Annotated in this window: 12 protein-coding genes; 8 read left to right on the top strand and 4 right to left on the bottom strand. The window is 63.0% G+C overall.

Translation table 11 applies throughout. The features are described 5' to 3' along the window. The first annotated feature begins 94 nt into the window (after nt 1–94). From PO860_RS12235 to PO860_RS12225, 3 genes are all read left to right on the top strand, one after another. A complete protein-coding gene (locus PO860_RS12235; RefSeq protein WP_273883974.1) occupies nt 95–916 on the top strand; it encodes a FecR domain-containing protein in 822 nt (273 codons plus the stop codon). A 46-nt stretch (nt 917–962) separates the two neighbouring features. Then, a complete protein-coding gene (locus PO860_RS12230) occupies nt 963–3,743 on the top strand; it encodes an EAL domain-containing protein (protein WP_273883973.1) in 2,781 nt (926 codons plus the stop codon). A 133-nt stretch (nt 3,744–3,876) separates the two neighbouring features. Continuing rightward, on the top strand, nt 3,877–4,518 hold the full coding sequence (locus PO860_RS12225; protein WP_273883972.1) for a metallophosphoesterase family protein: 642 nt from the start codon (nt 3,877–3,879) through the stop codon (nt 4,516–4,518). Nucleotides 4,519–4,600: 82 nt separating this feature from the next. Here PO860_RS12225 and PO860_RS12220 read toward each other — a convergent pair whose 3' ends face one another. Both PO860_RS12220 and PO860_RS12215 read right to left on the bottom strand, forming a co-directional pair. After that, nucleotides 4,601–4,963 (bottom strand): hypothetical protein, encoded by a 363-nt coding sequence (locus PO860_RS12220; RefSeq protein ID WP_273883971.1) that lies wholly within the window; start codon nt 4,961–4,963, stop codon nt 4,601–4,603. A gap of 5 nt (nt 4,964–4,968) precedes the next feature. Next, nucleotides 4,969–5,766 (bottom strand): DUF899 domain-containing protein, encoded by a 798-nt coding sequence (locus tag PO860_RS12215; RefSeq protein ID WP_272782200.1) that lies wholly within the window; start codon nt 5,764–5,766, stop codon nt 4,969–4,971. 117 nt (nt 5,767–5,883) lie between these two features. Here PO860_RS12215 and PO860_RS12210 point away from each other — a divergent pair, with 117 nt between their 5' ends. Together PO860_RS12210 and PO860_RS12205 are read left to right on the top strand one after the other, a co-directional pair. Further along, nucleotides 5,884–7,104: a helix-turn-helix domain-containing protein gene (locus PO860_RS12210; RefSeq protein ID WP_273883970.1), complete on the top strand. Its 1,221-nt coding sequence runs from the start codon at nt 5,884–5,886 to the stop codon at nt 7,102–7,104. Nucleotides 7,105–7,167: 63 nt separating this feature from the next. Then, complete coding sequence (locus tag PO860_RS12205; RefSeq protein WP_183606812.1) at nt 7,168–7,800, top strand: Vgb family protein; 633 nt, start codon at nt 7,168–7,170, stop codon at nt 7,798–7,800. Between the two features lie 68 nt (nt 7,801–7,868). On the opposite strand, the gene PO860_RS12200 is transcribed toward PO860_RS12205, so the two are convergent. After that, nucleotides 7,869–8,411 (bottom strand): GNAT family N-acetyltransferase, encoded by a 543-nt coding sequence (locus tag PO860_RS12200; RefSeq protein ID WP_273883969.1) that lies wholly within the window; start codon nt 8,409–8,411, stop codon nt 7,869–7,871. 91 nt (nt 8,412–8,502) lie between these two features. On the opposite strand from PO860_RS12200, the gene PO860_RS12195 reads away from it, so the two are divergent. Together PO860_RS12195 and PO860_RS12190 are read left to right on the top strand one after the other, a co-directional pair. Beyond that, entirely contained in the window at nt 8,503–10,248 is a 1,746-nt protein-coding gene (locus PO860_RS12195; protein ID WP_273883968.1) for a sensor histidine kinase, read from the top strand. Between the two features lie 10 nt (nt 10,249–10,258). Beyond that, nucleotides 10,259–10,660 (top strand): response regulator, encoded by a 402-nt coding sequence (locus PO860_RS12190; protein WP_183606815.1) that lies wholly within the window; start codon nt 10,259–10,261, stop codon nt 10,658–10,660. 276 nt (nt 10,661–10,936) lie between these two features. Here the strand turns inward: PO860_RS12190 and PO860_RS12185 are convergent, their stop codons facing one another. After that, complete coding sequence (locus tag PO860_RS12185) at nt 10,937–12,349, bottom strand: aminotransferase-like domain-containing protein (RefSeq protein ID WP_273883967.1); 1,413 nt, start codon at nt 12,347–12,349, stop codon at nt 10,937–10,939. A 90-nt stretch (nt 12,350–12,439) separates the two neighbouring features. Here PO860_RS12185 and PO860_RS12180 point away from each other — a divergent pair, with 90 nt between their 5' ends. Then, nucleotides 12,440–13,303 (top strand): DMT family transporter, encoded by an 864-nt coding sequence (locus tag PO860_RS12180; protein ID WP_273883966.1) that lies wholly within the window; start codon nt 12,440–12,442, stop codon nt 13,301–13,303. Nucleotides 13,304–13,455 lie beyond the last annotated feature (152 nt).

Below are 13,455 nucleotides of genomic sequence, written 5' to 3'. Positions count from 1 at the left end.
TTTAGGAGATTATATGTTTCGCGTTTTTTCTTTTTTTCTGGTGCTTTTCTTTTTTGCGATAGGATCTGCGAATGCAGCTGAGGGTGACTGGCAAGTGGCCAAGGCCAGCCAGCAGGTGAATTTCACCGTCGACAAGCGCAACTGGGTGGCGGTTCGAGCGGGAGACATCATCCCCAACACCGCCTGGATCTCGACGGGGCCGAGGGGACGCGTCCAGCTGGTGCGCGGCGTCGAAAGCCTTTCGTTTCAGCCCAACACCGTCGCGGGCATCTACACTTCGGGCTTTGGCGAAAGGAAGACGGAGGTCGTCGAGCAGACGGGCGTGCTCGATCTGGAGATCGAGAAGCGCAGCAAGCCGCATACAACAGTCCAGACGCCTTTCCTGGCGGCCGTGGTGAAGGGCACGAATTTCCGCGTCTCCGTCTCGAAATCTGCGGCTGAGGTTACTGTCAACCGCGGCCTGGTGCAGGTGACCTCGTTTGCGAGCGGTCAAAGGGCGAATGTCGGGCCGGGGCAGGGCGCATCCGTCGACGGCGTGAAAGGGATGACGGTTTCCGGAGACGTTTCGACGCCTGAGGTGACCGCGGTCGCCCCGTCAGTGGCAAGAGTACCTGCCGTCGGCGCGACGACGCTCAACGGGCAGACCGAGACAGAGAGCTCGAAGGCATTCGGCACGTCTTCATCAGTTTCCAATAGCGCCGGCTCGGGCGGCCGAGACAGTGCTTCCGGCTCCTTCGGCAGCGAGGGCCGCAACGGCAATCACTACGGCATCGATAATGGCTCCAGCAATGGCAGCATGAATGCCGCCAGCAACGGCGACGCGCAGGGAGAGGCTGTCGGGAAGGATAAGGACAAGCAAGATAAGAAAGATAAAAAGGACAAAAAGGATAAGGACAAAGGCAAGGGGAAACGATGACCACTGAGGTTTCCCGGCCGGCCGAGGTGAGAGGTTTCCATCCTTGATGAAGGGCGGTCGTGGTTTTCGGCTGTCGGACTTGCGCCCCGTCAGGCTGTTCTTCATCCTGATGATGATCGGCCTGCCGCTCTCGGGGCAAGTCCTGCCCTTCGTGAACTATCTCGACAATGCCCTGGTGAGCTGGCGCTTCAGCGCAGCGCCACGCGTGGCGTCCGGAAATATCGTCTATGTCGCGATCGATAAGCGCAGCCTCGATGCCGTCGGCACCTGGCCGTGGCCCCGCAGCCTCTATGCCGAGCTCATCGACAAGCTGACTGCGGCAGGCGCCGGTGACATCTTTATCGACGTCGATTTCAGCACGCCCTCGATCTCTGCCGAGGATGGCCGGCTGGCCAAGGCGCTGCGTGAGGCCGGAGGCGGCGTGATCCTGCCGGTCTTCAAGCAATATCTCGGCGCCGAGACCGGATCGCAGACGGTGGTGACGCGGCCGATTCCCGATCTCGCCGACAATGCCTGGCTTTCCCTCGCCAATGTCAGCCTCGACGGCGATGGCACGGTCAGGCGGTTTGCGCTCGGCGATAGTCTCGACAATCAGCCGACGCAGAGCGTTGCCGCGGTGCTGGCGAAATTCGACAGGGCGGCCGGCTCCTATCCGATCGATTATTCGATCGCCCCGGCGAGCGTCCCGACATTCTCGCTGTCGGACGTTCTTGCGGGGACGGTCGGCAGGCCCGATCTGGAAGGGCGCTCGGTGGTTGTCGGCGCCTATGCGACCGAGCTGAAGGATATTTTCCCCGTTCCGGTCTATGGCGCGCTGCCCGGCGCGATGCTTCATATCCTCGCTTCCGAAACGATCCTGCAGAAGCGGCTGCTCGAAGAAGTCGACCAGATGCCGCTGGAGCTTCTCTTTGCCGCAGCTATTATCGCGCTCGCCCTTGGAATGCGCAGCCGGCCCGCAGCCCATGCCGTGGCGTTTGCGCTTGCCATCGTCGTCGCCGGCGAAGTGACGGCCTTCTTTCTGCAGAAGGATCATGCTCTCATCATCCACACGGTCCGGCCGTGGATCATTCTTCTTGTCGGTCTCGTGATGTTGTTGAACGAGAGGGTCGATTTTGGCCGGTTTCTGGTCGAGCTCGCCAATGCCGAGCAGCGCAACACGCGCCGCCTGCTCGAGAGGATCGTGGCTGACAGCGCCGACGCCGTCATCGCCTTCGACGACCAGTTCCGCATTCTCAACGAAAGCGCCTCGGGTGCGGCGATGCTGGCTTTGGAGCCACAGGCAGACAGGTGCAGAACGCTTGACGCGCTGATCCCGTCCTCTCTCGTTCATCGCATCGTCAAGCTTGTTTCGGATTATATGGCGCAGCCGGGCACGATCCACGCCTGTACCGCGCGTTTTTCGCTTCAAACCGAGCGAGGGACAAAGCACCTTGAGGCAGCGATCACCATTTCGCCTGTCGAACGACCCGGCGAATCCGGCATCGTCGCCACGAAATCCTTCATCGGCAGCCTGATCGTCAGGGATATGACCGCCCGCCGGCGTTACGAAGACAAGCTTCAGCGTCTGTCCGAGTTCGACGAGTTGACCGGTCTGATGAACAGGCGCGAATTCCGCCGTCGCCTCGATCGGCTCGAGGGCGAATGCCATGTGATCGCGCTGGGGCTGCATCGTTTCTCCGTACTGAATACGGCGATGGGACGGGATGTCGGGGATGAGCTTTTGAGGGCCGTCGCTACGCGCATGGAGGAAATGGGCGCAATCAGCTTCGTCGGACGGCTGGGGGGCGATGTCTTCACGGCCGTCATTCCGGCGTCCGAGGAATGCGGTCAAGAGCGGTGCGCGCAGTTCATCCTTGACCTTTTCAGAGAGCCGTTTGAGCTTGGCGGTTCGATGATCCACGTCGCCGCCCGGCTCGGGATCTGCACCAGCCCGGCGCGCAACGGCGACGCCGACATTTGGATTCAGAACGCCGAAATTGCGCTCGACGACGCCAAGCGGGTGGCTGGCAGCGGGTGGCGCGCACATGATCCAGTAACCGCTTTGCGGCAGCATCAATCGCGGCTGCTCGAGCGGCAGATGCGCGCTGCTCTCGATCATCGCGAATTTTTCCTGTTGTATCAGCCGCAGGTGGATCTCAAGACAGGCAAACTGGTCGGCGCCGAAGCCCTTTTGCGATGGAAGCATCCTGAGTTCGGGCTGGTTTCGCCGGCAGACTTCATTCCCGTTGCCGAAGCCAGCGGCTTCATCTGTGATCTCGGCTGCTGGGCGCTTGCCGAAGCATGCCGGGCGGCGTCCGAGTGGCCTGATGGACTCAATCTCGCCGTCAACGTATCGCCGATCCAGTTTTCCCGGCCGGAGCTGGTTGCAGAGGTCAAGGCTGCGTTGGCGACAAGCGGCCTGCCGGCCTCGCGACTGCATCTCGAAATTACCGAATCCGCCTTTGTCGACGGCAGCGAGCAGGTCATGTCGGTCATCTCAGAGCTTAGAGCGCTTGGCATCGCCGTCGCGCTCGACGATTTCGGAACCGGCTATTCGTCGCTGAGCTATATGGCCGGCTTTCCCCTCGACAAGCTCAAGATCGACCAATCCTTCGTCAGGAAGATCGCTGATGATCCCAAGATCCTCGCGATCGTCGCGACGGTCGGCTCACTTGCCCACGGGCTGGGACTCAAGGTCGTGGCAGAGGGGATAGAGACAGAGACGGAATGGCAGATGCTGGCGCAGATGGGCTGCGAGGAGGGGCAGGGCTACTTCTTCGGTAAGCCGCAATCGTCCGCCGCGCTGATTACGCTTTCGCGCGAGCCGAACTGGACCCTTGCTGCATGACCGATCCCGCCGACTGATTTCTTCAAGCGGAAGCAGAAGGAATTGCCGTAAGCGGCTGAGACTGAGTCGGATTTTCTGGCGGCATCGGTGGTGCGGACTTCACCTGGCCCTCGACAGGCGTTAAAAATGCGACATGCGCTACACATTCGCGATAGGCGATATTCATGGCTGCATCGATCCGTTGAACAGGATGATCGATCAGGTCGAGGCTTATGCGCCTGAAGGCACGGTCGTCTTCCTTGGCGACTATGTCGATCGCGGGCCTGACAGTAAAAGTGTCCTCGATCGGATCATTGCCGGTCCATCGGGCCAGTGGTCGTGGATCTGCCTCAAAGGCAATCATGAGGACATGATGGTCGCTGCCTATGCCGACAGCGACAGCAGAGACGTGTGGATCAGCAACGGCGGGCTGGAGACCGAAATGTCCTATGACGGCAGGGTTCCGTCTCAGCATTTGCAATGGGCTACCGATCGTCCTCTCATGCACGTCGACCGGCATCGCATCTTTGTCCATGCCGGTGTTGTTCCGGAATTTCCGCTGGAACGGCAGACCAAGCGCGATCTTCTCTGGCTACGGTTCCCTCCCGGTGAGTCCAGCGACTATTGGGGCAAGCACCTGGTCCACGGCCATACGCCGTCGCTGTCCAACCCGGTGACGACAGGAAACCGCACCAACATCGACAGCGCCTGCGTCTTCGGCGGCAAGCTTTCCTGCGCGGTTTTCGACGACGAAGTCGCCGGCGGGCCGATCGATTTTATCGAGGTGAAAGCATGAACTTGGCCGCGCCGGTAAAGGTGTAAAGCCGGAGACGGCGGTGCGAGACTACTGGGCGGCGATGCGGCGGTGCTTGCCACCATCACCTCCGCCTCCGGTCCTGCCAGGCGGCGGCGAGCCGCAGCCAGGGGGTGAGATGGAAGCCGCCCATCAGCAGGTACATCGGCACCATTCCCCCGCTCGGGAAGGCATCAGTCGTCGTCATGCACATCACCTCGGTGCTGCCGGTTGCTGCCGTCAGCAATGCCATGAGCGCGAATGTCGGGGCGGCGGCGTACGCCAGCCAGTCGGCGGCGTGAGCGGCGAGGCGGCCGGCGGCGCGCGCCACACGGTTGCTCGGCTTGTCAGCTGATCCGTCTGCGGCGGCGGCCAGCGAGAGCCATTCTGCGGCGTTAAGGGCGGCGTTGCCGTCGCCTCTCTCCGGGGTGGGAGCGGAAAGCAGCATCGGCGTCACTCCTTGCCGTAGCGGTCGTGGTGGCGCCACCAGATGCCGGTTTCGTTGCGGCCCTTCGGGGCGCGGTCGAGCCATTGGTACATGCCCCATAACCCATCCAGCCCGCGGGCATAGCTGGAATAGCTATGATAGACCGTGCCGTCGACGAGTTCGAAGGCGCTGACGCCCGGACGGTCGCGGGTGTAGGTGGCGACATCGGTGCCGGTCATGGCGGCGATCTCGGCGACCGGCCCCTCGCTGCCCGGCGACTGCCATTCCTGCACGGTCTTGCCGGCAAGCGGTTCGGGAGCGGCGGGCTCGCGGCGGTAGTTGTATTCGATGCCGCCCCGGCGCTGCTCCTCAGCGGAGAACCAGACGCTGAAATCGCCGTTGAACTCGCTGCCGAAGGACGAGGCCCAGGGAAAGCTCCAATCCATGCGCTGTTTGAAGGCCTCAAGCTTTGCAAGCGGCGCGCGCGAGACCGCCCAAAAGGCGACGTCGTGGTTTTCGAGATGGACGAAGACGCCGTTGAAACCGTCGGCGATCGACGAGCAGGAGGGGCATCCCGCGCTATAATCCGGCCCGAACATGAAGTGATAGACGAGAAGCTGTGAACGGCCGCCGAAGAGATCTTTGAGCGAGACGTTGCCGCCTTCGGTGTCGAAGCGGTATTCCTTGTCGATCCTGACACGGGGCAACTGCTGGCGCTTGAGCGCCAGCGCATCGCTCCGCCGCGTCAGTTCCTTCTCCTCCTCGAGCAGATCGAGCCTTGCTGCCAGCCAATGTTGTCGTGTTGCGTTCAGCTGTGCCGTCATGGGACTTCTCCTTTGCCTGTCTATCGTCGTAGCATCCGGCGCGGGATGGCTGCCGGTCCTGAGCAGATTACGGCCGGGCAGGGGAATGGCGGGAGTGACAAGTGTGACGGGATTTGAATGGACTCGCTGATCACAGCCGCGGCGCGGGCGCTGGCAACGGGGGACGCACTCGGCGCGCTGAAGCGGGTGGCGCTGCGCGACGATGCGCCGGCGCTGGCGCTGCGCGGCATCGCCATGGCGCAGCTCGGCGATCTCGTTCGCGCCAAGGCGCTGCTGAAGAGTGCGGCGCGCGCCTTCGGCCCGCGGGAAGCGGTGGCGCGGGCGCGTTGCGTGGTCGCTGAGGCCGAGATCGCGCTCGCCTCGCGCGATCTCATCTGGCCGCCGAAGGCGCTGGAAGCGGCGCGCATGGTGCTGGAAGCGCATGGCGACAGGGTCAATGCCGCCCATGCGGGCAATGTCGCCATTCGCAGGCTGGTGCTGATCGGCCGCCTCGACGAGGCCGAGCGCGCGCTCGCGGCCCTCGACCCGACGCCGCTGCCGCCGGCTCTGCGGACCGCCCACGAGCTGGTGGCATCAGGTATCGCCGTCCGGCGCCTGCAAACGCAGGCGGCGCGTGCGGCGCTTGACCGGGCAAGGCTTGCGGCGCGCGCGGCCAATATCCCGGCTTTGACGGCGGAGGTCGAAGCCGCCGCCCTCGTGCTCGACACGCCGGCGGCGCGGCTGATGTCGCGAGGGTGGGAGCGCCCGCTGCTGCTCGGCGAGGTGGAAGCACTGCTCGGTTCGGACGCGCTCGTCATCGATGCCTGCCGCCATGTGGTTTGGAACGCGGGCACGGCCGTCTCGCTGGCGACGCGGCCGGTGCTGTTTGCGCTTGCCCGCTCGCTTGCCGAAGCCTGGCCGGGGGATGTGGCAAGGGGCACGCTGATTGGGCGCGCCTTCCGCGGCAAACACGCCGATGAATCGCATCGTGCCCGGCTGCGGGTCGAGATCGGCCGGCTGCGTGCCGAACTGCGGGGGGTGGCGGAGGTTTCGGCAACGAAGCGCGGCTTTGCGCTTTCGCCGCGCGCCGCCGGCGATATCGCCGTGCTGGCGCCGCTTCTCGAAGGCCAGCATGGGGCGGTGCTCGCGCTGCTGGCCGATGGCGAGGCGTGGTCGAGTTCGGCTTTGGCGATTGCGCTCGCAACCAGCCCGCGCACCGTGCAGCGGGCGCTGGATTCGCTTGCCGGTGACGGCAAGGTGCAATCGCTGGGGCGTGGGCGGGCGCGGCGCTGGATGAGCCCGCCGCTATCGGCTTTCCCGACGATCTTGTTACTCCCTGGACCTTTGCCAAGTGATTAGGGTGCGCCGAGCGATTAGTATGGCTGACTGATTGTGATGGCCCGAACGACAGGGATGGAAGAGATGAAGAAATCGGCTGCAACTATCATCCGCGAATATGGACCCTTTCCCGGTGCCGAGCGTGTCAACGGCGTCACCTTCGACGGTGAGCACGTCTGGTTCGCCTCGGGCGACAGGCTGAATGCGCTCGATCCCGCAAGTGGCGAGGTGGTGCGCGTGATCGAGGTCGCATCCCATGCCGGAACGGCCTTCGACGGCGAGTTTCTCTACCAGATCGCCGAGGATGTCATTCACAAGATCGACCCGAAGACCGGCCGCATCCTTGCCACCATCCCGGCGCCCGGCAATGGCGGCGATTCCGGCCTTGCCTGGGCCGAAGGCACGCTCTGGGTCGGCCAGCACCGCGGCCGCAAAATCCATCAGATCGATCCGGAGACCGGCAAAATTCTCCGCACCATCGAATCCAACCGCGTCGTGACGGGCGTCACCTGGGTCGACGGCCAGCTCTGGCACGGGACCTGGGAGGGCGACGATAGCGATGTCAGGCGCATCGACCCGAATACGGGAGAGGTGCTGGAACGGCTCGATATGCCCGAAGGCACCGGCGTCTCCGGCCTCGAATCCGACGGTGCAGACCGCTTCTTCTGCGGAGGCGGCGGCAGTGGCAAGATCCGCGCGGTGCGCCGGCCGGGGTGAATTGTGAACGTCGGCGCACCCGCCTCGCCCTTCGGGGCCCCTGCGGGGCGCCTCAGGATGAGGCTTTCTTAGAGGCTGCGCGCCCCATTCTCATCGAACAAAATCGCCATGCTGACCGCATCGATGAACCGGCCGTCGATACGCGCCGCACGTCGGACTATTCCCTCGCGGGTAAATCCGACTTTTTCGTAGAGAGCGATCGCACGGGCGTTGTCTTCGTAAACATCGAGTTCGACCCGCATGAAGCCGGCGTTCTGCGCCGCTTTCAATGTCGTCTCGATCAGAATTCGTCCCAGGCCCTTGCCCCGATAGGCGGGAATGATCCCCATTCCGAGCTTTCCGCGGTGGGCATGCGAGGGGAAGAAGTGCCGGCTGATGTCGCACCAGCCGACGACCTCGTCTCCAGCGGCGGCGACGAATTGAGGATTGCCTTTTTCGATCATGCCCATGATGAAATCACGCGTCTGCGGCAGGGGTGTTGCCTCAAGCATCGACAGGTATTTTTTCTCCCGCGCGACCACGTCGAGCGCATAGTGAAAGCTGTCGATATGGGCGGCAGCGATCGGTTCGATCCTGATGCCTGACCTATCCGGCGATGCTGAAGCCTTCATGCTCTCCTCCTTCCATGGCGGCTGAGAATATCAATTTGTGACTGAGCATGGAGGTAAGCAAGCGCAAGCGCAATTCACAATCCGTCAACCTTTGCGTGTCAATTTCTCGGCAGCGGGCGCCATCAAAAGGTTGCAGGTATTGAAGGTCGGGCTCACATCCCACATTACATTCGTCCTGGTGACGCTCACCTGCGCGGCGGCTGTGTTGCTGTGTGGATTTGCGTGGCTCGCCGCGATGAAGGTCGATGACCTCTCGCTGCGCCGGCAGGCCGATTTCGTCGGCCAAGGATTGGAAGAGCAGATCGCAGCGCTTCCCCGGGAACAGGAAAGCGTCACGAAGTGGGACGATGCCTTCCTTTATGCTAAGCAGCGGAACCATGAATGGCTACTCGATAATGTCGGTCGGTGGACGAGCCAGTATTTTGGGCACGACAGGACCTACATTTTCGACGATGCCAATCGCCTCATGTTCGCGTTTCGCGACGGCTCGGACGCCATGCCGCCCCGGCTCGCGAACGACGACGGCCTGGAAATGACCGCTCTCGCCGGAGAGATGCGCGTCGTTCTCACCGAGCGGGCTGCAAAGCCCGGCGCCGAAGCGCTTGGTCAACTGGCTACGGTTCGCACGATCATGATCGGCAACAGGCCGGCAATTGCCAGCGCACGCCCGATTCTGCCGAGTTCGGCCAGGATGCAGGTCGAGGCGGGCCAGGAATTCATCGCCATCTCGGTCAAGTTCATCGATGGAAAGGTTGCTGAAAGTATCGCCCATCATGCGCGGCTCGAAGGATTGCATTTCGCGCCTTCGACAGGTGAGGACGAGCGGGCGCAAGTGCCGGTGTCGTCGCATGACGGCGGCACTATCGGCTATTTCGTGTGGCCGCCCATCCTGCCCGGTTTCATGCTGCTTAAACAGATTGCGCCGGCAGGGCTCGGTTGCCTGGCGCTGCTGATCACCGTCGTATTCTGGCTCGGACGCGGTCTGCATCGCACCTCGCTGACCCTGCTGGACAGCCAGGCTGAGCTCACCCACCACCGCAACCATCTGGAAGACATGGTCGCCGATCGAACGGCCGAAATCGAAAGGCAGAGAGAGGAACTGGACCGGCTGCTGGTGCACGAACGCCAGGTGAATGCGCTCCAGCGGCAGTTCGTCGCCATGGCCTCGCACGAGTTTCGCACGCCGCTCGCCATCATCGACGCCGCTGCCCAGCGGCTCTGCCGCTCGATCACCAACGTCAGCGGCGATTATGTTCACGAAAAAGCCGGCGTGATCCGTAGTGCGGTGGTGCGCATGGTCGATCTGATGGAGAGCATTCTCGCCAGCGGCCGGCTTGAAACCGGGCAGATCACACTGAAGCGGAGCGAAGGCGATCTGAAAGCCGTGCTCGTCAGCTGCTGCGACAGGCAGCGCCACCTCAGCCGCTCGCATCAGTTTCATCTCGCTCTCGAGCCCATACCCGATATATTGACGTTCGACCGCAGCGCGATGGAACAGGTCTTCACCAATCTGATTTCGAACGCCGTCAAATATTCGCCCAAAGCGCCCGACATTCATGTTCGCGCCCGGGCCGACGAGAAGACGGTGGAGATCGCCATCTCCGACAGCGGCATCGGCATGGATGCGGACGATCTGCCGAAACTGTTCCAGCCCTATTACCGCGCCCGCAGCGCCACGGGCATTGCTGGAACCGGCATCGGCTTGAACGTCGTCAAGCAGGTCGTCGAACTGCACGGCGGCACCGTCGAGGTGACGAGCGCGCTCGGCCAGGGCACAACCTTCACCATTCTTCTGCCAATAGAATTTCTGTTGTCGGATCAACATGTTGCAGCTTAAGGAAGAGCTCATGGTTACAGTTCTGTGCGTGGAAGACGAAGTCGAGATTCGCAACCTCCTTGTCGAGGAGTTGAACGAAGCCGGCTATAAAACGATCGAGGCCTCGAACGGCGCCGAGGGACTGGAAATGATCCTGTCGAAATGGCCCGACATCGTCATCAGCGATATTTCGATGCCTGTCATGGACGGGCACCAGCTTCTGGCGGAAATTCAGATCAACCACCCCGAGCTCTCCAATATCCCCTTCATCCTGCTGACGGCGCTGACCGACCGGGAAAACACGCTCGCCGGCCTGCGCGGCGGAGCGGCCGACTATCTGACCAAGCCGCTCGACTTCGATCTGCTGCTCGCCAAGCTCGAAGGCTGCGTGACGCGTCTTGCCAATGACAAGGCTGTCAATCGATCGTTTTGAGGTGTGCATTTCGCCACGGTGAGTGCCCAGAGGTGGCTCTCGGCTGGCATGCGCAGCCTCCAAGAGAGCCTCATCCCCGAGGTGCCCCGCAGGGGCCTCGAAGGACCAGGCGGGTGTTCCCACGTTCGACGAATGCAAGAAACGGCGTTGAGCGTGTCCTTCGAGGCTTCGCCCTCTCCGGCTACGCACCTACAAGGATGAGGAGCGTCGGAGGATGCCGCGCGTCGGAGAACCGCCGCAGCGCCAATAATGCTGGCCGCAGCCACGGCTCGTTTCTTATTTCCTGTACCTCGCCAACGCATCCCCCAACACCTCGAACACCCGCGCATCCAGCGTCTGAGCCACATTGAACCGCATGAAATTCGTTGCCGATTGCGATAGGCTGAAGGCGTTTCCCGGCGCCAACACGATCCTCTTTTCCAGTCCGGCCCGCGCCACGTCAGTGGCATCGATGCCGTCGGGCAGCCGGCACCAAAGAAACATTCCGGCCTGCGGCTCCAGCCAGGGCGTTATCCCCAAGCCCTTCAGCCGGACCGAGACGTCGCTCATCGCCTGGGAGAGGCGGTGTCTCAGCGTCTCCATGTGTTTGCGATAGCTGCCGTCGCTCAAGACGGTCAGCACCAGTTCGGCCGTCAGCCGGCCGCCGCCGAAGGAGGTGGCGATCTTGAGGTCGGTCAGGCCGTCGATCCATTCGGGTTTCGCCGCGACGAAGCCGCAGCGGGCCGAGGCCGACAGAGTTTTTGAAAAACTGCCGATATGGATGACCCGCTCCAGCCCGTCGAAGGCGGCAAGGCGGGGCGCCGGCGTATATTCGAAATCGGCGAAGATATCGTCCTCGATGATGGTCAGATCGAACTGGTCGGCGAGTTTTAGAACGCGGTGGGCCGCAACAGGAGACAACGTTGCGCCTGTGGGATTGTGGATGGCGGAGTTGGTGATGTAGAGCCGCGGCCGCTCATCGGCGACCACTTGCGCGAACCGCTCGATATCGGGACCGGACGGCGTGTAGGGGACACCGACGATCTTTGCCCGATGGGCGCGCAGCAGCGCATGGAAGTTGAAATAGCAGGGGTCGTCGACCAGTACCGTGTCGCCGGGTTCCAGCAGGAAACGGCAGAGCAGATCGATTGCCTGCGTGCCGGAATCGGCCAGCATGATTTGTTCAGGGGAGGCTTCGATCCCCCGTTCGCCCATGCGCCGCGAAATCAGCTGGCGCAGCTGCGGCAGGCCGAGCGGCGAGCTGTAATCGGCAAGTGCTGCCCCGTCGGCGCGGGCAAGCGTCCTCAGCCCGCGGCGCATGCCATCGCCCGGCAGCCAGGAGGGCGGCAGCCAGCCGCAGCCGGGCTTCAGGTCGGTTTCATCAGCCTCCAGCGATTGCCGCGATATCCAGAACGGATCGACGGCGCGGTCGAGCCTCGGCCCGGCCGCGGCAAGCGCAAAGGGGGCTGCCTGATTGGCGACGTAGAACCCCGAACCCGGTCTTGCCAGGATGGCGCCTTCGGCGACCAACCGCTCATAGGCGTCGACGACGGTCGATGTCGACAGCTTCAACGTTGCTGCCAGTCCCCGGACCGAAGGCAGCTTGGCGCCCGGCGTCAGGCTGCGCCCGGCGATGCGTTGTCTGATCGTCGCGACGACCATCTCCACGCGGGTGCGTCCTTCGTTCATCTGTATTGCTTTCTGAACCATTACAGTTTGGCAAAATCGTATCAGACTGTCACTGTCATGGCCATCGCTGTTGGCCGATAAGGGCTAGATATTGAAGGAGCGCAGCGCATCATGGACCGCATGGCATCGGGATGGATCAATGGTTTTATCGGGGTGGTGATCTTCAGCGGATCACTGCCGGCGACGCGGGTGGCGGTGATGCAGTTCGATCCGGTCTTCCTGACCGTGGCGCGCGCGGCAATTGCCGGCATTCTGGCGCTTGGCCTGCTGATCATCTTCAGGGAGAAGCGGCCGAGCGGGCGCGATCTGCTCTCCCTTGCCGTCGTCGCGCTCGGCGTCGTCGTCGGCTTCCCCCTGCTGACGGCGCTGGCGCTGCAGCACGTCACGTCAGCCCATTCGATTGTCTTCGTCGGTCTCTTGCCGCTGGCAACGGCGATCTTCGGCGTGGTCCGCGGCGGAGAACGGCCGAAGCCGGCATTCTGGCTGTTTTCCATCCTGGGCAGCGCGCTGGTGGCGGGCTTCGCACTGACACAAGGGCTGACGGCGTCACCGGTCGGTGACCTGTTGATGCTGGCGGCGATCATCGTCTGCGGCCTCGGTTATGCCGAAGGCGGCCGGCTTTCGCGCACACTCGGCGGCTGGCAGGTGATTTCCTGGGCGCTGGTGCTGTCGCTGCCGGTGATGGTCGCGGTTGCGCTTTTGCATCGGCCGGCAACCTTCTCCGGCATTGAAATGCCGGCGCTGCTCGGCCTTGCCTATGTCTCGCTGTTTTCGATGCTGATCGGCTTCATCTTCTGGTATCGCGGCCTGTCGCAGGGCGGCATCGCCGCCGTCGGCCAGCTGCAGCTGCTCCAGCCGTTCTTCGGCCTGGCGCTTGCCGCCACCCTGCTGCACGAGCCTGTCACCTGGGCCATGCTCGCCGTCACCGTCGCCGTCATCCTATGCGTGGCCGGCGCCCGGCGGTTCGCGAAATAGGGTGGTTGACCCGGTCGCGCCAGGCGTTGGGGTGGAGGCGCGCTGACCACCAGCCGACATGTCGACGGTCACAAAGCCGCCGCTCAATCGTCAGCAAATCGCCCCGTTACCGCCGCACCGTGCCCTCTTCAAGGTTCATCGTCGCGACCTCG

The sequence above is a fragment of the Rhizobium binxianense genome (genome assembly GCF_028994275.1).
GTDB classification, from domain to species: domain Bacteria; phylum Pseudomonadota; class Alphaproteobacteria; order Rhizobiales; family Rhizobiaceae; genus Rhizobium; species Rhizobium binxianense.
This window is presented reverse-complemented; position numbering and strand designations above follow the sequence as displayed.